Source organism: Caulobacter sp. GW821-FHT10A10, from assembly GCF_059415745.1.
This window is the reverse complement of the sequence record NZ_JBWKNV010000001.1, coordinates 67,467-84,605: the sequence shown is the minus strand read 5'-3', so window position 1 is coordinate 84,605 and position 17,139 is coordinate 67,467. Positions and strand designations below refer to the sequence as shown.

The 17,139-nt window shown below is 68.3% G+C and carries 18 protein-coding genes and 1 other RNA gene; 11 read left to right on the top strand and 8 right to left on the bottom strand.

Features of this window, described 5'->3' with window-relative positions; genetic code table 11:
* Positions 1–45: 45 nt before the first annotated feature.
* A complete protein-coding gene (gene gap / locus AC07NS_RS00415) occupies positions 46–1,053 on the bottom strand; it encodes a type I glyceraldehyde-3-phosphate dehydrogenase (RefSeq protein WP_494600631.1) in 1,008 nt (335 codons plus the stop codon).
* Positions 1,054–1,270: 217 nt separating this feature from the next.
* Here gap and AC07NS_RS00410 point away from each other — a divergent pair, with 217 nt between their 5' ends.
* The 5 genes from AC07NS_RS00410 (at position 1,271) to AC07NS_RS00390 (ending at position 3,752) form a co-directional block, all read left to right on the top strand.
* The gene (locus tag AC07NS_RS00410; protein ID WP_494600630.1) at positions 1,271–1,708 is read left to right on the top strand and encodes a hypothetical protein; all 438 of its coding nucleotides are present in this window, start codon (positions 1,271–1,273) and stop codon (positions 1,706–1,708) included.
* 4 nt (positions 1,709–1,712) lie between these two features.
* On the top strand, positions 1,713–2,039 hold the full coding sequence (locus AC07NS_RS00405) for a cell division protein ZapA (protein ID WP_110119535.1): 327 nt from the start codon (positions 1,713–1,715) through the stop codon (positions 2,037–2,039).
* Between the two features lie 66 nt (positions 2,040–2,105).
* Positions 2,106–2,268: non-coding RNA, 6S RNA (gene ssrS / locus AC07NS_RS00400), on the top strand.
* A 41-nt stretch (positions 2,269–2,309) separates the two neighbouring features.
* On the top strand, positions 2,310–2,924 hold the full coding sequence (locus tag AC07NS_RS00395) for a 5-formyltetrahydrofolate cyclo-ligase (protein ID WP_494600628.1): 615 nt from the start codon (positions 2,310–2,312) through the stop codon (positions 2,922–2,924).
* 6 nt (positions 2,925–2,930) lie between these two features.
* Positions 2,931–3,752, top strand: coding sequence for a TIGR00282 family metallophosphoesterase (locus tag AC07NS_RS00390; RefSeq protein WP_494600626.1), 822 nt, complete (start codon positions 2,931–2,933; stop codon positions 3,750–3,752).
* Between the two features lie 7 nt (positions 3,753–3,759).
* On the opposite strand, the gene AC07NS_RS00385 is transcribed toward AC07NS_RS00390, so the two are convergent.
* Complete coding sequence (locus AC07NS_RS00385; protein WP_494600624.1) at positions 3,760–4,431, bottom strand: DUF2059 domain-containing protein; 672 nt, start codon at positions 4,429–4,431, stop codon at positions 3,760–3,762.
* A gap of 143 nt (positions 4,432–4,574) precedes the next feature.
* Here AC07NS_RS00385 and AC07NS_RS00380 point away from each other — a divergent pair, with 143 nt between their 5' ends.
* On the top strand, positions 4,575–4,991 hold the full coding sequence (locus AC07NS_RS00380; protein WP_110119528.1) for an organic hydroperoxide resistance protein: 417 nt from the start codon (positions 4,575–4,577) through the stop codon (positions 4,989–4,991).
* A gap of 43 nt (positions 4,992–5,034) precedes the next feature.
* Here AC07NS_RS00380 and AC07NS_RS00375 read toward each other — a convergent pair whose 3' ends face one another.
* Positions 5,035–5,400, bottom strand: coding sequence for a BA14K family protein (locus tag AC07NS_RS00375; protein ID WP_494600622.1), 366 nt, complete (start codon positions 5,398–5,400; stop codon positions 5,035–5,037).
* 173 nt (positions 5,401–5,573) lie between these two features.
* On the opposite strand from AC07NS_RS00375, the gene AC07NS_RS00370 reads away from it, so the two are divergent.
* From AC07NS_RS00370 to AC07NS_RS00355, 4 genes are all read left to right on the top strand, one after another.
* The gene (locus tag AC07NS_RS00370) at positions 5,574–6,326 is read left to right on the top strand and encodes a YebC/PmpR family DNA-binding transcriptional regulator (RefSeq protein ID WP_494600620.1); all 753 of its coding nucleotides are present in this window, start codon (positions 5,574–5,576) and stop codon (positions 6,324–6,326) included.
* 230 nt (positions 6,327–6,556) lie between these two features.
* Positions 6,557–9,499, top strand: a complete 2,943-nt coding sequence (ileS, locus tag AC07NS_RS00365) for an isoleucine--tRNA ligase (RefSeq protein ID WP_494600618.1) — start codon at positions 6,557–6,559, stop codon at positions 9,497–9,499.
* Between the two features lie 126 nt (positions 9,500–9,625).
* Positions 9,626–10,126: a signal peptidase II gene (gene lspA, locus AC07NS_RS00360; protein ID WP_494600616.1), complete on the top strand. Its 501-nt coding sequence runs from the start codon at positions 9,626–9,628 to the stop codon at positions 10,124–10,126.
* Between the two features lie 128 nt (positions 10,127–10,254).
* A complete protein-coding gene (locus tag AC07NS_RS00355; RefSeq protein WP_110119524.1) occupies positions 10,255–10,824 on the top strand; it encodes a DUF3035 domain-containing protein in 570 nt (189 codons plus the stop codon).
* A gap of 71 nt (positions 10,825–10,895) precedes the next feature.
* Here AC07NS_RS00355 and AC07NS_RS00350 read toward each other — a convergent pair whose 3' ends face one another.
* From AC07NS_RS00350 to AC07NS_RS00330, 5 genes are all read right to left on the bottom strand, one after another.
* Positions 10,896–11,213 (bottom strand): hypothetical protein, encoded by a 318-nt coding sequence (locus tag AC07NS_RS00350; protein ID WP_494600614.1) that lies wholly within the window; start codon positions 11,211–11,213, stop codon positions 10,896–10,898.
* A gap of 184 nt (positions 11,214–11,397) precedes the next feature.
* Positions 11,398–11,931 carry a DUF3617 domain-containing protein gene (locus tag AC07NS_RS00345; RefSeq protein WP_494600613.1) on the bottom strand — a complete coding sequence of 178 codons (534 nt, stop codon included), beginning with the start codon at positions 11,929–11,931 and terminating at the stop codon, positions 11,398–11,400.
* An 83-nt stretch (positions 11,932–12,014) separates the two neighbouring features.
* On the bottom strand, positions 12,015–12,524 hold the full coding sequence (locus AC07NS_RS00340) for a bactofilin family protein (protein WP_494600612.1): 510 nt from the start codon (positions 12,522–12,524) through the stop codon (positions 12,015–12,017).
* Between the two features lie 89 nt (positions 12,525–12,613).
* Positions 12,614–12,943, bottom strand: a complete 330-nt coding sequence (locus AC07NS_RS00335; protein WP_494600611.1) for an Mpo1-like protein — start codon at positions 12,941–12,943, stop codon at positions 12,614–12,616.
* Positions 12,944–13,058: 115 nt separating this feature from the next.
* Entirely contained in the window at positions 13,059–13,556 is a 498-nt protein-coding gene (locus tag AC07NS_RS00330; RefSeq protein WP_058348122.1) for an Lrp/AsnC family transcriptional regulator, read from the bottom strand.
* 142 nt (positions 13,557–13,698) lie between these two features.
* On the opposite strand from AC07NS_RS00330, the gene AC07NS_RS00325 reads away from it, so the two are divergent.
* The gene (locus AC07NS_RS00325) at positions 13,699–17,139 is read left to right on the top strand and encodes an indolepyruvate ferredoxin oxidoreductase family protein (RefSeq protein WP_494600610.1); all 3,441 of its coding nucleotides are present in this window, start codon (positions 13,699–13,701) and stop codon (positions 17,137–17,139) included.

Sequence of the window (17,139 nt, the reverse complement as noted above, 5' to 3'; positions counted from 1 at the left end):
AGTGAAAACCCCCGCCCTTGGAAGGGCGGGGGTCGGGTCGGCTGCTTACAGGAACTTCGCCATTTCCAGAGCGGTGTCGCTCATGCGGGTCGCGAAGCCCCACTCGTTGTCGTACCAGCTGAGCACGCGGGCCAGCTTGCCCTCGATGACTTGCGTCTGAGGCAGGGCGGCCGTCGAGCTGGAGGCGATGTGGTTGAGGTCCGACGAGACCAGCGGGTCGGTGGTCACGGCCAGGACGCCCTTCATCGGACCGTCGGCGGCGGCTTGCAGCGCGGCGTTGATCTCGGCGATCGTGGTCTCGCGGCCGGTGACGACCTTCAGGTCGATGACCGAGACGTTCGGGGTCGGGACGCGGATCGACGAGCCGTCCAGCTTGCCCTTCAGTTCCGGCAGCACCAGGCCCAGGGCCTTGGCGGCGCCGGTCGAGGTCGGGATCATGCTCAGGGCCGCGGCGCGGGCGCGGTAGAGGTCCTTGTGCATGGTGTCCAGCGTCGGCTGGTCGCCGGTGTAGCTGTGGATCGTGGTCATGTAGCCACGCTCGATGCCGACCAGGTCGTGCAGGACCTTGGCCACCGGGGCCAGGGCGTTGGTGGTGCACGAGCCGTTCGAGACGACGATGTCTTCGGCGGTCAGGGTCTCGTGGTTGACCTTGTAGACGATGGTCTTGTCGGCGCCGTCGGCCGGGGCCGAGACCAGCACGCGCTTGGCGCCGGCCTTCAGGTGCAGGGCGGCCTTGTCGCGGGCGGTGAAGATACCGGTGCACTCGAAGGCGATGTCGACGCCGAGGTCGCCGTGCGGCAGTTCGTCGGGGTTGCGGATCGCGGTGACCTTGATCTTGCCCGTGCCGACGTCGATCCAGTCCTCGCCCGAGGTGACGACGCCCGGGAAGCGGCCGTGCACGCTGTCGTAGCGCAGCAGGTGGGCGTTGGTCTCGACCGGGCCCAGATCGTTGATCGCCACCACCTCGATGTCGCGGCGGCCGTGCTCGGCGATGGAGCGCAGCACGAGGCGGCCGATGCGGCCGAAGCCGTTGATGGCGACGCGAAGGGCCATGTGGTCTTTCTCCTCACGATCGGACCCGCTCGGAAGCGAGCGGCGTTCCTTGATTTTGCAGGCGGTTTCGCGGTCGCGAGAGCCGAAGTCAAGCCCAGGAACGCTCACAAGACATTAGCTATTGTTGTGACGCCGGTAACATCGCCCAATTGTGGTCACGCCCGCTGGCGAAGTCGGCGGCGATCTATATGTTGCGCCGCATGATGGGAACTTGCCGATGACCCCGGGCGAAGGAAGCGCCCTCGACCTGGCCGCGCGCCGGCTCGAACGCGCCGTCGCGAACCTGGAGCAGAAAATCGCCGCCGAGCGGGCCGAGCATGCGCGTCTTGCCGCCCAGCCGACCTCGGGCGATCTGTTCGAGGCGCCGCCGGCCCAGGCCGACGCCGCGGTGGTCGAGCAGGCCGCCCAGCTGGCCGCCGATCTGGAAGCCGCCCGCGTGCGCGAGCGCGCCCTGGAAGAGGCCGGCGAGCAGGCCAGCGAGGCCCTGGGCCGCGCCATCGCCGAGATCCGCGCCGCCCTGGGCGACGAAAGCCTGATCGGCGAGGGCGTCCACGACGACGAGGAGGGGGCTCCCGACGACCTCGAAGACGACCTGGAGCCGCCGTTCGACGAGGACGATCCGCCCTTCGACCCCGACCCGCCCGCGAAGGCCTGAGCCCATGGCGCAATTGACCATCCACGTGAACGGCCGGCCCTACACCGTCGGCTGCGAAGACGGCCAGGAGGCTCACCTCCTCGAGATCGCGCGCCTGTTCGACCGCCAGGTCCGCCAGGTCAGCCAGGAGGTTGGGCAGCTGGGCGAGACGCGCCTGTTCCTGATGGGCGCCCTGCTGCTGGCCGACGAGCTGTCGGACCTGAAGCTGCGCCTGGCCCACAACCAGTCGGAACTGGCCCGCCTGCAGAACGAACAGACCCGCGTCGAAATCCGCGCCATCAAGGCCATCGACGCCGCCGCCGAGCGCATCGAAAAGCTGGCGGCGGGGTAAATCGGCGCCCGCGTCAACGCGGCGCTGGCGCCGGAGCCTCCGACCCCCTATCTTATCCAGCGGCGGGTCGTGCTGCGGCTCTCGTCGAAGATTTCTATTCCCAGGGACCTTAATCTCTCTATCGGGACCTGTTCCCTCCCGTGGCCGTGGCTGCGGGAACACGGGGCCCACCTGTAACTAACAGGTTCGAGTGGATTGAAACGTCTTCACGGTTCTTCGCGGCGCCGCCACCCTTTACCTCTCCCGCCATTCCCGCGTTAGAAGTCGGCCATGACCATCGCCGACCCCGCCGCCGCCAAGGCCGCCCTGCGCGTCTTCGTGCGCAATCGCCGCAAACAGTTGGCTCTCGAGCATCCCGAGGCCGACTGGATGCTGGTCGACGCCGGGCGCGAGGCGCTGTCGGCGCGTTTCCCGCAGCCGCGGGGCAAGGTCGCCGCCGTCTATCACGGCCTGGGATCCGAGGTTTCCGCCCGCGCCCTGGCCGACTGGCTGGCCGAGCAGGGCTGGAGCCTGGCCTTGCCCAGCGTCGAGGGCGCCGATCCGCATGGCAAGGGCGGCTGCATGGTGTTTCGCGCCTGGACGCCCGGCGAGCCCCTGGCCCGCGACGCCATCGGCCTGGTCGCGCCCATCGCCGAAAATCCGGTGGTCCAGCCCGATCTCGTGGTCGCGCCGCTGCTGGGCTACGACCGCGAGGGCCGCCGCCTGGGGCAGGGGGGCGGCTACTACGACCGGGCCCTGGAGGCGCTGCGCCGACGCAAGGACGTCTTCGTTTTGGGCCTAGCCTACCACGGCCAGGAGACGCGCAATCTGCCCGACGAACGGCACGATCAACGATTGGACGCCATTCTGACCGAAAACGAGTATATCGAGGTCCGAAAGGACTGATCGATCATGCGTTTTGCTTTCTTCGGCGACGTCGTCGGCAAGTCGGGCCGCGACGGCCTGGCCGACCACCTGCCGGGCCTCCGTCGCCAACTGGGCCTCGAGTTCGTCATCATCAACGCCGAGAACGCCGCCGCCGGCTTCGGCATCACCGAGAACACCGCTCGTGAGCTGTTCGACGCCGGGGCCGACTGCCTGACCCTGGGCAATCACAGCTGGGACCAGCGTGAGGCCCTGACCTACATCGTGCGCGAACCGCGCCTGATCCGTCCGGCCAACTACCCGATCCTGTCGGACGCCCCTGGGCGTGGCAGCCATCTGTTCCAGACGGACAGCGGCAAGACGGTGTTCGTCGTCAACCTGCTGGGCCGGGTGCACATGGACGCCATGGACGACCCGTTCGCCGCCGCCGACCGCGAGCTCGACAAGGCTCCGCTGGGCCAGATCGCCGACGCCGTGATCGTCGACATGCACTGCGAGGCGACGTCCGAGAAGATGGCCATGGGCCATTATTGCGACAGCCGCGCCAGCCTGGTGGTGGGCACCCACACCCACGTGCCGACCGCCGACTGCCAGATCCTGCCCGGCGGCACGGCCTACCAGACCGACGCCGGCGCCTGCGCCGATTACGACAGCGTCATCGGCAACCAGAAGGAAGAGCCCCTGCGGCGCTTCACCACCAAGATCAGCGGCGGCCGCTACCAGCCCGCCAGCGGCCCGGCCACGGTCTGCGGCGTCTTCGTCGAGACCGACGACCGCACGGGCCTGGCGGTGCGGGTCGAGCCGATCCGCGTCGGCGGCCGGCTGAAGCAGTCGGTGCCGGCGGTCTAGCCGGCGCCTACTTCTTCTTCGCGACCGGCTTGGGGCATGACGTGTTGGTCATGCCGATCTTGCCCAGGTTGGCGCAGTAGTTCTTGGTGAAAGCGGCGCGGAAGACCGGGCCGCGCCGCTGCAGAGACGTCCGGGTCGTCTCCATGGTGCCCGGCGCCAGCTGGAGGACGCGCATGAACTGCGGGTGCTCCAGGGCGTAGGCGCCCAGTTGCTCGTTCTCCTCGGGCGTCATCGCGTCGGGCGTCAGCACCGCCTTCTGGCCCAGCGGGGTTTCGTAGAAGGTGCTGAGGTCGCCGATCTCGGCTGCCGACAGCTGGGTGGCGTAGAAGCCGGCTAAGTCGTCGAGGACACCTTGCGTGAGGCGGGTGCGGGGTGCTTCGACGGCGCTGGCGAAGGCGTCCATCACGGGGCGCTGCTTCTCGACCGGCAGGTCCTTGACCTGGCTGATGGTCTGCTCGCGCGTCTGGGCGATCAGCATGTCCAGCGTCCGGGTGACGCCCGCCTCGAGGTTCATGGCCCGCATCAGGCGGCGGCCCTGCGCGATCTGCTCGGGCGTGACGGCGACCGGTGTGGCGGGGCTGGCCGGCGCGGCCGCCGGCTGGGCGTGGACGCCGGATGGTCCGGCGAAGGCCGCGGCGACCAGAGACGCGGCGCCGAGGATACGCGTGAAGGTGTTCATTCTTCGCCCCAGATGAATGCAGGCTCGCCTTATCATTGCAGTGCTCGCCCTGTCCACGCGGCGGCTTCCTACAATCCACTCCCGCTTGCATCCGTCATGATCCGGGGCTCAAGCTCGATCCGAGGCCAGCCAGAGGAGTCCTCATGACCGACACCACCGTCTACACCGCCAAGGCCCACGCCGTGGGCGGCCGCCAGGGAACCGCCAAGACCGACGACGGCCATCTGGACGTGCAGCTGGGCTATCCCAAGTCGCTGGGCGGCAACGGCGAGGGCACCAATCCCGAGCAGCTGTTCGCGGCCGGCTACGCGGCCTGCTTCCTCGGCGCGCTGGGCCTCGTCGCCCGCGGCCAGAGCGTCGCGCTCGGCGAGCACAGCCTCGACAGCGAGGTTGATTTGATCAAGGACGACGTCAGCTTCCACATCGGCGTGCGCCTGACGCTGAACGCGCCCGAGGTCGATCGCGCGGTCGCCGAGGACCTGCTGCACAAGGCCCACCAGGTGTGCCCCTACTCCAAGGCCACCCGCGGCAACGTGGTGGTGGAACTGAAGGTGGCGTGAAGCCAAGAGGCGCGGAGCCGGCGGGCTCCGCGCCGTTTTCAGGCTACAGCATGCAGCGGCGATAGACGCCCGGCCGCACGCGGTAGGTGTCGGTGCGCGGGTTGTAGCTGCGATAGCGCTGCTGGCAGGCGCGCACGTGGCGGTACCAGCCGTTGTGCTTCTTCCAGTGCGAGGGCGGGGCTGGCGGGCGCACGCCCCAGTGGTTGTCCCAATGGCCGTAGTCGGGGCCGCCCGGACGATTGGGGCCGGGACCCTGGCCGGGACGATCCGGTCCCGGTCCGCCCGGACCGTGGCCGGGGCCTGGTCCCTGGCCGTGACCCGGTGGATGCGACTGGGGCGATTGGGCGATGGCGGCGGGCGCGGCCGCCAGCAGGGCCGCGCCGATGGCGGCGAGCATCAGTTTGCGCATGAAGCATACTCCGGCCGAGCCGGCGCCCGACGCGCCCCCGATCAAGGAACTCGGCGCAACCTCAACCGTCGAGCGCGGCCGTCAGTTCCATCCCCCGGGGTGACAAGACGCGGCTTGAGGCGGTAGAAGCGCCGCCAACCCATTACTGTCACACACTAGAGAAGAGCCTCCGAATGGCCGGCCACTCGAAATTCAAGAACATCATGCACCGCAAGGGCCGCGCCGACGCCGCGCGCTCCAAGCTGTTCTCCAAGCTGTCGCGTGAAATCACCGTGGCGGCCAAGACCGGCCTGCCCGACCCGGCCATGAACCCGCGCCTGCGCCTGGCCGTGAACAACGCCAAGGCCGAAAGCCTGCCCAAGGACGTCATCGAGCGCGCCATCAAGAAGTCGCAGATGGGCGACGCGGCCGACTACACCGAGATCCGCTACGAGGGCATGGGCCCGGGCGGCGTCGGCGTGATCGTCGAGGTGCTGACCGACAACAAGAACCGCGCCGCCAGCAACGTCCGCTCGCTGTTCTCCAAGCACGGCGGCAGCCTGGGCGCCACCGGCTCGGTGACCTTCAACTTCGACCGCCTGGGCCAGATCGAGTATCCGGCGTCCAAGGCCAGCGAAGACGACATGATGGAAGCCGCCATCGAGGCCGGCGCCCAGGACGTCGAGAGCGACATGGGCGAAGACGGCGGCCACACCGTCTACACCGCCTTCGAGGACCTCAACGAGGTCTCGGCCGCCCTGGAAGCCAAGTTCGGCGAAGCCTCCTCGACCAAGATCGTCTGGAAGCCCAAGCTGCTGAACGAGGTCACCGGCGACAGCGTCGCCACCCTGATGAAGCTGCTCGACGGCCTGGACGAGGACGACGACGTCCAGAACGTCTATTCCAGCGCCGACATCAGCGAGGAAGACCTGGCCAAGCTGGGCTGATCTTCTTCGATCGAACGACGAGACGGCCGTTCCAGGCGACTGGAGCGGCCGTTTCCGTGTCAGGCTCCCCTTTGCGCGCGGCGGCCGCTCTGCTATCCCGTCGCCTCATGAGTTTCGTTCGGAAGATCGCGCGAATTATCCGCCCGGCGTGACGCCGCCGGACGAGACCTCCAGCGCGCGCCGGGTTCCACCCGCCTTCTTCCGACATTCCAGAGCTGGATAGCCTTCCCATGGCCGACGACGCCGCGCCCGCCCGCGACTACCGCGAAACCGTTTTCCTTCCCGACACGCCGTTCCCGATGCGCGCGGGCCTGCCCAAGAAGGAGCCCGAGATCCTGGAGGGCTGGGCGGCCCTGTCCGACAAGGGTCTCTATGGCGCGGTGCGCGCCAGGCGCCAGGCCGACGGCGCGCCGCTGTTCGTGCTGCACGACGGTCCGCCCTACGCCAACGGCGCGATCCACATCGGCCACGCGCTGAACAAGATCCTCAAGGACTTCGTCGTCCGCTCGCGCTTCGCCCTCGGCTACGACGTCGACTACGTGCCGGGCTGGGACTGCCACGGCCTGCCGATCGAGTGGAAGATCGAGGAGCAGTTCCGCGCCAAGGGCCGCCGCAAGGACGAGGTCCCGGCCGAGGAGTTCCGCCGCGAGTGCCGCGCCTACGCCGCCGGTTGGATCGAGGCCCAGAAGGTCGAGTTCCAGCGCCTGGGCGTGCTGGGCGACTGGTGGAACCGCTACGCCACCATGGACTTCACCTCGGAAGCCAAGATCGTCGAGGAATTCCACCGCTTCGCCTCGAGCGGCCAGCTCTATCGCGGCTCCAAGCCGGTGATGTGGAGCCCGGTCGAGCGCACAGCCCTGGCCGAGGCCGAGATCGAGTATCACGACCACGTCTCGCCGACGATCTGGGTGAAGTTCCCGGTCGTCGAGGGCTCTGAAGCCGCGCAAGGCGCGAAGCTGGTGATCTGGACGACCACGCCCTGGACCATCCCGGCCAACCGCGCGGTCTCCTACAACCCCGACATCCCCTACGCCGTCTTCGAGGTGAAGGCGCTGGAGGAGGGGCTCGAGTTCGCTCCCTGGTCGCAGGTCGGCGATCGCCTGATCGTGGCTGAAAAGCTGGCCGAGGAGGTCTTCAAGGCCGCCAAGGTCGCCGCCTTCGAGAAGGTCGAGAGCGTCGACTGCGAAGGCATGGTCCTGGCCCACCCGCTGGCCGACCTCGACAGCCATTACGGCTTCGCCGTGCCGCTGCTGGCCGGCGACCACGTCACCGACGAGGCCGGTACGGGCTTCGTGCACACCGCGCCTGGCCACGGCGCCGACGACTACCAGGTCTGGCTGGCCCACGGTCATCGCGAGATCCCCGACACCGTCGATCCGGACGGCGCCTACTACCCGTCGGTGGCCCTGTTCGCCGGCCTCAAGGTGCTGGAGACCGAGGGCAAGAAGATCGGCAAGTTCGGTCCGGCCAACGGCGCGGTCATGGACAAGCTGATCGAGGCCGGCAACCTGCTGGCCCGCGGCCGCGTCGAGCACAGCTATCCGCACAGCTGGCGCTCCAAGGCTCCGGTGATCTTCCGCAACACCCCGCAGTGGTTCATCCGCATGGACCACGAGGTCGAGGCCCTGGGCGGCAAGACCCTGCGCGAGACGGCCGTCCAGGCCATCGCCGACACCGCCTTCCACCCCGACGCCGGCCGCAACCGCATCGGGGCCATGGTCGAGACCCGTCCCGACTGGCTGATCAGCCGCCAGCGCAACTGGGGCACGCCGCTGGCGATGTTCGTCGACAAGCACACCGGCCACCCGCTGGTCGACGCCGACGTCAACGCCCGCATCCTGGCGGCGGTGAAGGAAGGCGGGGCCGACGCCTGGTTCACCCGTCCCGACGCCGACTTCCTCGGCAATCACGACCCGGCCCAGTACGAGAAGGTCGGCGACATCCTCGACGTCTGGTTCGACAGCGGCTGCACCCACGCCTTCACGATCGAAGGCCGTGACGACAGTGCCTGGCCGGCCGACCTCTATCTGGAAGGCTCCGACCAGCACCGCGGCTGGTTCCAGTCCTCGCTCCTCGAAGGCTGCGGTTCGCGCGGCCGCGCGCCCTACAAGGCCGTCCTGACCCATGGCTTCACCATGGACGAGAACGGCGAGAAGATGAGCAAGTCCAAGGGCAACACGGTGGAGCCGCAGAGCATCACCAAGGAGTCCGGGGCCGAGATCCTGCGCCTGTGGGCCGCGATGGTCGACTATTCGGAAGACCAGCGGATCGGCAAGACGATCCTGGCCACCACCACCGACGCCTATCGCAAGCTGCGCAACACCATGCGCTACCTGCTGGGCGCCCTGGCCGGCTTCGACGAGGCCGAGCGGGTCACCGACTATGCTGAGTTCCCGCCGCTGGAGAAGTTCATCCTGCACCGTCTGTGGGAGCTGGATGGCCAGGTGAAGGCCGCCTACGAGAGCTATCGCTTCTCGGACGTGATCCGGCCGCTGGTCGAGTTCTGCCAGAGCGATCTGTCGGCGATCTTCTTCGACATCCGCAAGGACAGCCTCTACTGCGACGCCCCGAGCGCTCTGCGCCGCCGGGCCTATCGCACCGTGCTCGACTACGTCTTCGACCGCCTGACCATCTGGCTGGCCCCGCTGGCCAGCTTCACGATGGAAGAGGCCTGGGTCACCCGCTTCCCCGACGCCGGTCCCGTGGCCCTGCGCGTGATCCCGGAGACCCCGGCGGCGTGGGAAAACCAGACCGAGGCGGCCCGCTGGGCCAAGGTCGTGGCTGTTATCTCAGTCGTGACGGGTGCTCTCGAAATCGAGCGCCGTGAAAAGAACATCGGCTCTGCGCTAGAGGCGGCTCCGATTGTTCACATCGGGAAGGCGGAACTTCTGACTGCCTTCGATGGCATCGACGCTGCTGAGGTCTTCCGGACCAGCCAAGCCACGCTTGTCGATGAGACGAACCTGACCCTTGGTGACTGGGAGCAGAAGTTCAGCACTGGTTTGGTGATGGGGGACGTTCCTTTCGTCGCGGTGGATCCGGTGAAGGCCGAGGGGAACAAGTGCGCCCGTTCGTGGCGCATCCTGCCGGAAGTGGGAACCGACCCCCGCTATCCGGAGCTTAGCCTTCGCGACGCCGACGCCGTGGCCTTCTGGGATGCGGCGCGTCAATAATCTCCCTTCCCCCTCGATGGGGGAAGGGCCGGGGATGGGGGTGATACGGCGGTTCAGCTTCTGAGGCCGCGGTCACCCCCACCCAACCCTCCCCCATCGAGGGGGAGGGCTTATCGGGAGCGAACCTTGAAGATCACCCGCCTGGGCTGGACCGCCTACGCCGTCGCCGTCGCCACGGTGGTGCTCGACCAGATCTCCAAGCTCTGGGTGCTGGGCCTGCTGGGCCACGCCCAGGGCGCCAGCGCCTCGCTGCTGGGTCCGGTCCAGCTGACCATGGTCCATAACTACGGCATGAGCTTTGGCCTGCTGCGCGACCACGCCGAATGGGGTCGCTGGCTGCTGACCGTGTTCTCGACGGCGGTGGTGATCGGCCTGGGCTTCTGGGCCCGCAAGGTCCTGCGGCCGCTGACGGCCGTGGGCCTGGGCATGATCATCGGCGGGGCGATCGGCAACAACCTGATCGACCGGGTGATCTACGGCTATGTCGTCGACTTCATCGACGTCTCGCGACTCTATTTCCCGTGGGTGTTCAACATCGCCGACTCGGGCATCTCGGTGGGGGTCGCGCTCCTGTTGCTGGACAGTTTCATCGGTGAAGAAAAGAAGCTGTCGCACCAGACCGAATAGGGGCCAAACGGGGGCTCAGCGCCCAAGCAAGGCCACAAATCCGAAGGACATTGGCGCCCGCCCTCGGATGTCGTATCGAGGGCGTCCGATTTTTAGGCCCCGGGGGCGGCCGCTGGAGCATGGGTTTCATGAAGTTCAATCGGGTTGCGACCCTGAGCGTGCTGGCCGTGGCCGCCGCGACCGGTCTGGCGGGCTGCCAGTCGGCCTCGAAGGCCCTGGGCATGAGCAAGGTGGTCCCCGACGAGTTCCGCGTCGTGACCAAGGCTCCGCTCGTGGTTCCGCCGGACTACAGCCTCCGCCCGCCGGCCCCCGGCGAGCCGCGTCCGCAGGAACTGCAGCCGGAAAGCGCCGCCCGTCAGGCGCTGCTGGGCCAGAGCCTGGCCGCCAACCGCTCGGACGGTGAGAAGCTGCTGGTCGCCAAGGCCGGCGTCGACAAGGCCGACCCGCTGATCCGCTTCGTCGTCGATGACGAGAACGGCGACCTGGCCCACAAGGACGAGAGCTTCGCCAGCAAGGTGATGTTCTGGAAGAAGGACGACAAGACGGCCGGCGCCGTAACGGCCGCCGAGGCCGGCGCGACCGCTCCGGTTCCCGTCGACGCGGCCGCCGAGGAAGCCCGCCTGAAGGCCCTCACCGGTGGCGGCGCGATCGTCATCAGCCGCGAGAAGCAGGGCAAGATCAAGCTGCCGGGCCTCTAACCCGGAGCAGGTTCGCCTCGAGAGAATTGGACGGCCCGGAGGCTTTGCTTCCGGGCCGTTTTCGTTGGGCTTCAGCCGCGCGCGGTGCGTTCCAGGATGGCGCGCAGGGACTGGGCCTTCTGGGGCAGGTCGGACGACAGCCGCGAGGCCATCTCCCGCAGCCCTACGGCATAGGCTTCGCCGCCTTCGGCGATCTGCTGGGCGCGTTCGCCCAGGGCGATCAGGTCCCGCTCCAGGGCCTCGACTTCCTCGCGGGCCAGCAGGCGGGCTTCTTGTTGCAGACGCTGCAGACGCTGGGCCGTCGTCTCCGGCCCACGGGTAAGATTATAGACTTCGGCGCCGTCGGTTTCTTCCGGCACTACGGTCAGGTGCGGACCGCTGATCGTCATCTCGGCTCCTCGAACTCACGGAACCCCCATGCGATGACAATGAACCTACAAGCCTTGCTGTTCCTGTAAAAAATAGAGGCTTCGCGCGAAGCTCGGCGCTTGTGGCGTTGGGGCCACATCGCCTGTTTTGGGTATGGTTTTTGCTTAGAGGCGAGGCATTTTCTTTAGTGGAAACCGGCTGGCTCTACTTGGGCCGTGCCGGGTCCTGATCCGACGGAGCGGCGGCCGCGTCGCAGGGGCCGACATAGACGCTCTCGCTCTGCAGCTTCATGACCTTCTTCACGCCATAGGCCTGGACGGTCATTTCGAGATTGCTGGTGGTGCGGGTCTGGAAGTCGCCCTTGACCACGCCGGCCAGGCTGTAGGCGATCTTGTCCTTGGTGCAGGCCAGCTCGATCGTGAAGCCGTCGATGACCGGGGTGACCTCGGGCTTGCCGCAGGGCGTGTCCTGGGCCGCGGTCAGGGCCGGGTCCTGGCCTTCGCCCACGCACTGGGTGGTGGTGCGCTCGGCGCCGCCGGGCGTGTGGGCGGTGGTCTTCCAGAGACCGGGGCGCATCAGCCGGGGCGGACCGCCGGCTGCGGGAGCGGCTTCCGATTCCGCCGTGGGCGCCGATCCGCCGGCCGTCGGGGCTGCGGCCTTGTCGTCATTGCGCGAACAGCCGGCCGCCGCCGCGAGGGCGGCCAGCATCAGGGCGAGGCGGACGGTCGGCGCAGTCATGGGCGGGCCTTACTCGAACTGGCGGGCGCCGCTGAAGCGCCCCGCCAGAACAATACCCGGATCGCGCGACCAGTTTCCAGCGATCAGCCGACCGCGGGCGCGTAGGCGGCCGGGGCGGTCGCGACCGGAGCAGCCGGGGGAGGGGCAGGGGCCGGGGCCGGCTGCGGCGCCGGGCGGGTGAACTTGACGCTGCGGCCCTGGAAGTCGGCGCCGGTCTCCATGGCCAGCTGCTCGTGGGCGATGTCGCCTTCGACCTTGGCGGTGCCGTAGAGACGCACGGCGCGGGCGGCGACCGTGCCCTTGACCTTGCCGTGGATCTCGATGGCCTGGGCGGCGATCGAGCCTTCAACCTGGCCGTTGGGGCCCAGCACCAGCTTGCCGACCTTGATGTCGCCGATCACCAGGCAGTCGAGATGCAGTTCGCCGTCGCCCGAGACGTCGCCGCGGATGGTCAGGCCCTGGGCGATCAGCGAGGCGGGCTTGGGACGGGGCGAGGCGGCCGGCGCGGCGGCCTGCGGCTGCTGCGCGACGGGCGTGGTCGCCAGGGGCTCCAGGGCCAACGGGGCGGGAGCGTCTTTCTTCTTCTGGAACATCTGGCGGCGGCTTTCTCGAAATGGGTCGCTTGCCAGCCTACGCAGCAAGTGAGGCGCCAATCTGAAAGCTTCGTTTTAGCCGCCCGTCCTCACCAGGGCCGGCGGCCCGCCACCGTCTCGAAGAACAGCCGGAAATCGCCCATCAGGCTGAACAGCGGATAGGTGAAGGTGGCGGGGCGATTCTTCTCGAACACGAAGTGGCCCACCCAGGCGAAGCCGTAGCCGACGACCGGCGCGGCCGCGAAGAACCACGGATTGACCGTGAAGCCCATCACCAGGCTGATGATGACCAGACCCGTGCCCACCACGTGCAGGCGGCGACTGGTGCGGCTCTGATGTTCGGAGAGATAGAAGGGATAGAAGTCGGCGAAGCGCCTGTAGCGCTCTGCGCCGGCCGCAGGCTCGACGTGCTGGCCCATGGGGCGTGTCCTCCCGGTCGATGTAGCCCGACCTTGCGCCTAATGGAGGACGCATCCGGCGTCGGATGCAAGGGGTCTCGTCGGGGGCGGCTCAGGCCGCCCCCGAACGGGAGCCTCAGCCCAGCGGGCTGACGTAGGGGCTGACCAGGCCGAGCGGCACGGCCGTGGAGTTCTTGACGCCGCGGATGACGATGCGGCTTTCGATGTTCGACACCAGGCCCAGCGACAGGATCTTGTCGCGCAGGAACTCGTCGAAGGCGTGCATGTCGCGGGTGACGATGCGCATCTCGTAGTCCGCCGCGCCGGTCACGGTGGCGCACTGGACGACTTCCGCCCACTTGGCCACGGCGTGCTCGAAGGTCTCGAGGTTTTCCTTGGTCGGCAGCGACAGCTTGACCGTGCAGTAGACCTCGAAGCCGAGGCCCAGCTTTTCACGGTCGAGAATGGTCACGCGGCGCTGGATGACGCCCGCGTCTTCCAGTCGCTTGATGCGTCGCCAGCACGGGCTGGAAGACAGCCCGACTCGCTCGGCGATCTCGGCGACGGACAGTCCGGCGTCGTGTTGGATGAGATCCAGGATCTTGGCATCCACGGCGTCGAGTTGTTCGGACAAGAATTCCTCCCCCCAGAGGGTGTTTGACGCGTCGATCTTGCGCAAAACCGACACGAGTCGGGCACGCCTTGGGCAAACAATTTCCGCGCTTCTATAAGATATTGCGTGACGGGCGAAAAGACCCGGGAGGAAAAATTTTGCCATGCGGCACTCGGAAGTCACGCTCGACGACAAATATGTGCTCGAAGATGGTCGCGCCTTCATCACTGGCGTGCAGGCGCTGCTCCGTGTGCTGCTCGATCGAAAGCGCCTGGATCGACTCGCCGGACTGAACACCGCCGGCTTCATGTCGGGCTATCGCGGCTCGCCTCTGGGCGGTCTCGACCAGCAGGCCGCGCGCATCAACAAGCTGCTCACCGCCCACGACGTGGTCTTCAAGGAAGGCCTCAACGAGGACCTGGCCGCCACCGCCGTCTGGGGCAGCCAGCAGGCCAACCTGTTCCCCGGCGCGACCCACGACGGCGTCTATGGCCTCTGGTACGGCAAGGCGCCCGGCGTCGACCGCACCGGCGACGTCTTCAAGCACGCCAATTTCGCGGGGACCTTCCCGACCGGCGGCGTGCTGGCCGTGGCCGGCGACGACCACGCCTGCAAGAGCTCGACCCTGCCGTCGCAGTCCGAGTTCGCCTTCCAGGACTTCGAGATCCCCGTGCTGTCGCCGGCCGACGTGCAGGAGGTGCTCGACTACGGCCTGCTCGGCATCGCCATGTCGCGCTTCTCCGGCCTGTGGACCGGCCTGATCGCCCTGGCCGACACCATGGACAGCGGCGTCACCATCGACGTGTCGCTGGACCGCCACCACGCGGTGATCCCGGACTTCGCCATGCCGGCCGGCGGCCTGGGCATCCGGCTGAAGGACCAGCCGATGGAGAAGGAGCGCCGCCTCCGCCTCCACAAGATCCCCGCCGCCCTGGCCTTCGCCCGCGCCAACCAGATCGACCGCGTGGTGCTGGGCGCCTCGCACGTGCGGGTGGGCAAGGCCCGCCTGGGCATCGTCTGCCAGGGTCAAGCCTATAAGGACGTGCTGGAAGCCTTCGCGGCCATGGGCATGAGCCTGCAGGAAGCCGCCGACCTCGGCGTCTCGGTCTACAAGGTGGGCATGCCCTGGCCGCTGGAGCCTCTGGGCCTGCGCGCCTTCGCCGCCGGCCTCGAGACGCTCATGGTCATCGAGCACAAGCGCGCCCTGATCGAGCCCCAAGCGCGCGCAGCGCTGTATGATCTTCCCGCGCAAGCTCGGCCCCGCATCATCGGCAAGACCGACGAGAAGGGTCATCCGCTGCTGTCGGAGCTGGGCTCGCTGTCGGTGGCCGAAATCGCCCTGGCGATCTACGACCGCCTGCCGCCGGGGCCGCACATGGAGCGCGCCCGAGCCTATCTCGACCGCGTCTCGGCCGCCGGCGTCGCCGCCGTCAGCCTGGCCGCCGACCAGGCCCGCAAGCCGTTCTTCTGCTCGGGCTGCCCGCACAACACCTCGACCAAGCTGCCCGAGGGCAGCCGCGCCCTGGCCGGCATCGGCTGCCACTACATGGCCGGCTTCAACGACCCCTCGACCGACCTCAACACCCACATGGGCGGCGAGGGCCTGACCTGGGTCGGCGCGGCGCCCTTCACGACCGAGAAGCACGTCTTCCAGAACCTGGGCGACGGCACCTACAACCACTCGGGCTCGCTCGCCATCCGCGCCGCCGTCGCGGCTGGGGCGCACATCACCTACAAGCTGCTGTTCAACGACGCGGTGGCCATGACCGGCGGCCAGCGCGCCGAAAGCGGCTTCACCCCCGCCCAGATCACTCGCCAGCTGGCCAGCGAGGGCGTTTCCAAGACCGTCATCGTGGTCGACGACCTCAAGCGCTACGAGGCCGTGACCGACCTGGCGCCTGGCGTCGAAATCTTCCCGCGCTCGGAGTTGATGAGCGTGCAGCAGATGCTGCGCGACACGCCCGGAACCACGGTGCTGCTCTACGACCAGACCTGCGCCACCGAAAAGCGCCGCCGCCGCAAGCGCGGGACGATGGCCAAGGCGACCCAGAAGGTCTTCATCAACCCGCTGGTCTGCGAGGGCTGCGGCGACTGCTCGGTGAAGTCCAACTGCGTGTCGGTCGAGCCGCTCGACACCGCCTTCGGCCGCAAGCGCAAGATCAACCAGTCCAGCTGCAATCAGGACTATTCCTGCCTCGAGGGCTTCTGCCCGTCCTTCGTGACGCTGGAAGGCGCCGAGAAGGCCGGCGAGAAGGCCAAGCCCGCGCCGCTGTCGGCCGATTCCACGCCGCTGCCGGCGTTCGAGGAATTCCACGGCGTGCGGCGGATCATCTTCACCGGCGTCGGCGGCACCGGGGTGACGACCGTCGCCTCGATCCTGGCCATGGCCGCCCATATCGACGGCCGCGCCGGCAGCGTGGTCGACATGACGGGCCTGGCCCAGAAGGGCGGGGCGGTGTTCAGCCACGTCAAGATCGGCGAGCTGGAGGACACCATCGTCGGCGGCCGCGTGCCGGCGGCCAGCGCCGACGTGCTGATCGCCTGCGACCTGCTGGTGGCCGCCAGCCCCGAGGCCCTGTCGCTCTACGCCAAGGACCGCACCATGGCCTTCGGCAATAGCGACTTCGCCCCCACGGCCGACTTCGTCACCAGCCGCGACGTGCGCTTCGACGGCGGGGCCATGGCCCGGCGGGTCAAGGCCGCGACCAAGGCCTTCGACGCCTGCCCGGCCCAGCGCCTGGCCGAGAGCCGCTTCGGCGACGCCATCTACGCCAACATGATCATGGTCGGCTTCGCCTGGCAGCGCGGGGTGATCCCGGTCTCCAGCCGCGCCCTCTACCGGGCCATCAAGCTGAACGGGGTGGACGCCGACGCCAACCTACAGGCCTTCGAGCTGGGCCGCCAGATCGCCTTCGACCCGGCCGCGGCCGGCGACAAGCCGACCGACGTCCCTACGCCCCAGACCGAGCCGTTGGACGCCCTGATCGCCCGCCGCGTCGAGGACCTGGTCGCCTACCAGGACGCCCATTACGCGGCCCATTACGCGGAACGGATCGCCAAGGTGCGCCACGCCGAGGTCGCCATGGTCGGCGAAGGGGCGGACCTGCCGCTGACCCGCGCGGCGGCGACCAACCTCTACAAGCTGATGGCCTACAAGGACGAGTACGAGGTCGCCCGCCTCTACACAGACGGCCGCTTCGCCCAGGAGCTGGCGGGAACCTTCAAGGGCGGCAAGGCCAAGGTCTGGCTGTCGCCGCCGCTGATCGCGCCCAAGGGCAAGGACGGCAAGCCGCGCAAGATCGCCTTCGGCGGCTGGATGCTGGATCTGGCCTTCCCGATGATCGCCCGCATGAAGGGCCTTCGCGGCGGGGCTTTCGACATCTTCGGCAAGACCGAGGAGCGCCGGATGGAGCGCGGGCTGATCAGCGACTACGAGGTCACGCTCGACCGCCTGGTCGCCGGCCTGCGTCCCGAGCGCAAGGCCCTGGCCCTGAAGCTGGCCGAGGTTCCCTCCGAGATCCGCGGCTACGGCCACGTCAAGGAAGCGGCCGTCGAGAAGGCCAAGGCGACGGCGGCCAGGCTGTGGGGGCAGTGGGAGGGCTGA

Excerpts from the sequence above, each read along its gene's own strand:
- AC07NS_RS00410 (WP_494600630.1), top strand. The coding sequence starts at position 1,271 with ATGACCCCGGGCGAAGGAAGCGCCCTCGACCTGGCCGCGCGCCGGCTC.
- AC07NS_RS00325 (WP_494600610.1), top strand. The coding sequence starts at position 13,699 with ATGCGGCACTCGGAAGTCACGCTCGACGACAAATATGTGCTCGAAGAT.
- AC07NS_RS00340 (WP_494600612.1), bottom strand. The coding sequence starts at position 12,524 with ATGTTCCAGAAGAAGAAAGACGCTCCCGCCCCGTTGGCCCTGGAGCCC.
- AC07NS_RS00405 (WP_110119535.1), top strand. The coding sequence starts at position 1,713 with ATGGCGCAATTGACCATCCACGTGAACGGCCGGCCCTACACCGTCGGC.
- ileS (WP_494600618.1), top strand. The coding sequence starts at position 6,557 with ATGGCCGACGACGCCGCGCCCGCCCGCGACTACCGCGAAACCGTTTTC.
- AC07NS_RS00355 (WP_110119524.1), top strand. The coding sequence starts at position 10,255 with ATGAAGTTCAATCGGGTTGCGACCCTGAGCGTGCTGGCCGTGGCCGCC.
- AC07NS_RS00345 (WP_494600613.1), bottom strand. The coding sequence starts at position 11,931 with ATGACTGCGCCGACCGTCCGCCTCGCCCTGATGCTGGCCGCCCTCGCG.
- gap (WP_494600631.1), bottom strand. The coding sequence starts at position 1,053 with ATGGCCCTTCGCGTCGCCATCAACGGCTTCGGCCGCATCGGCCGCCTC.
- AC07NS_RS00375 (WP_494600622.1), bottom strand. The coding sequence starts at position 5,400 with ATGCGCAAACTGATGCTCGCCGCCATCGGCGCGGCCCTGCTGGCGGCC.
- AC07NS_RS00380 (WP_110119528.1), top strand. The coding sequence starts at position 4,575 with ATGACCGACACCACCGTCTACACCGCCAAGGCCCACGCCGTGGGCGGC.
- AC07NS_RS00350 (WP_494600614.1), bottom strand. The coding sequence starts at position 11,213 with ATGACGATCAGCGGTCCGCACCTGACCGTAGTGCCGGAAGAAACCGAC.
- AC07NS_RS00395 (WP_494600628.1), top strand. The coding sequence starts at position 2,310 with ATGACCATCGCCGACCCCGCCGCCGCCAAGGCCGCCCTGCGCGTCTTC.
- AC07NS_RS00370 (WP_494600620.1), top strand. The coding sequence starts at position 5,574 with ATGGCCGGCCACTCGAAATTCAAGAACATCATGCACCGCAAGGGCCGC.
- AC07NS_RS00385 (WP_494600624.1), bottom strand. The coding sequence starts at position 4,431 with ATGAACACCTTCACGCGTATCCTCGGCGCCGCGTCTCTGGTCGCCGCG.
- AC07NS_RS00390 (WP_494600626.1), top strand. The coding sequence starts at position 2,931 with ATGCGTTTTGCTTTCTTCGGCGACGTCGTCGGCAAGTCGGGCCGCGAC.
- AC07NS_RS00335 (WP_494600611.1), bottom strand. The coding sequence starts at position 12,943 with ATGGGCCAGCACGTCGAGCCTGCGGCCGGCGCAGAGCGCTACAGGCGC.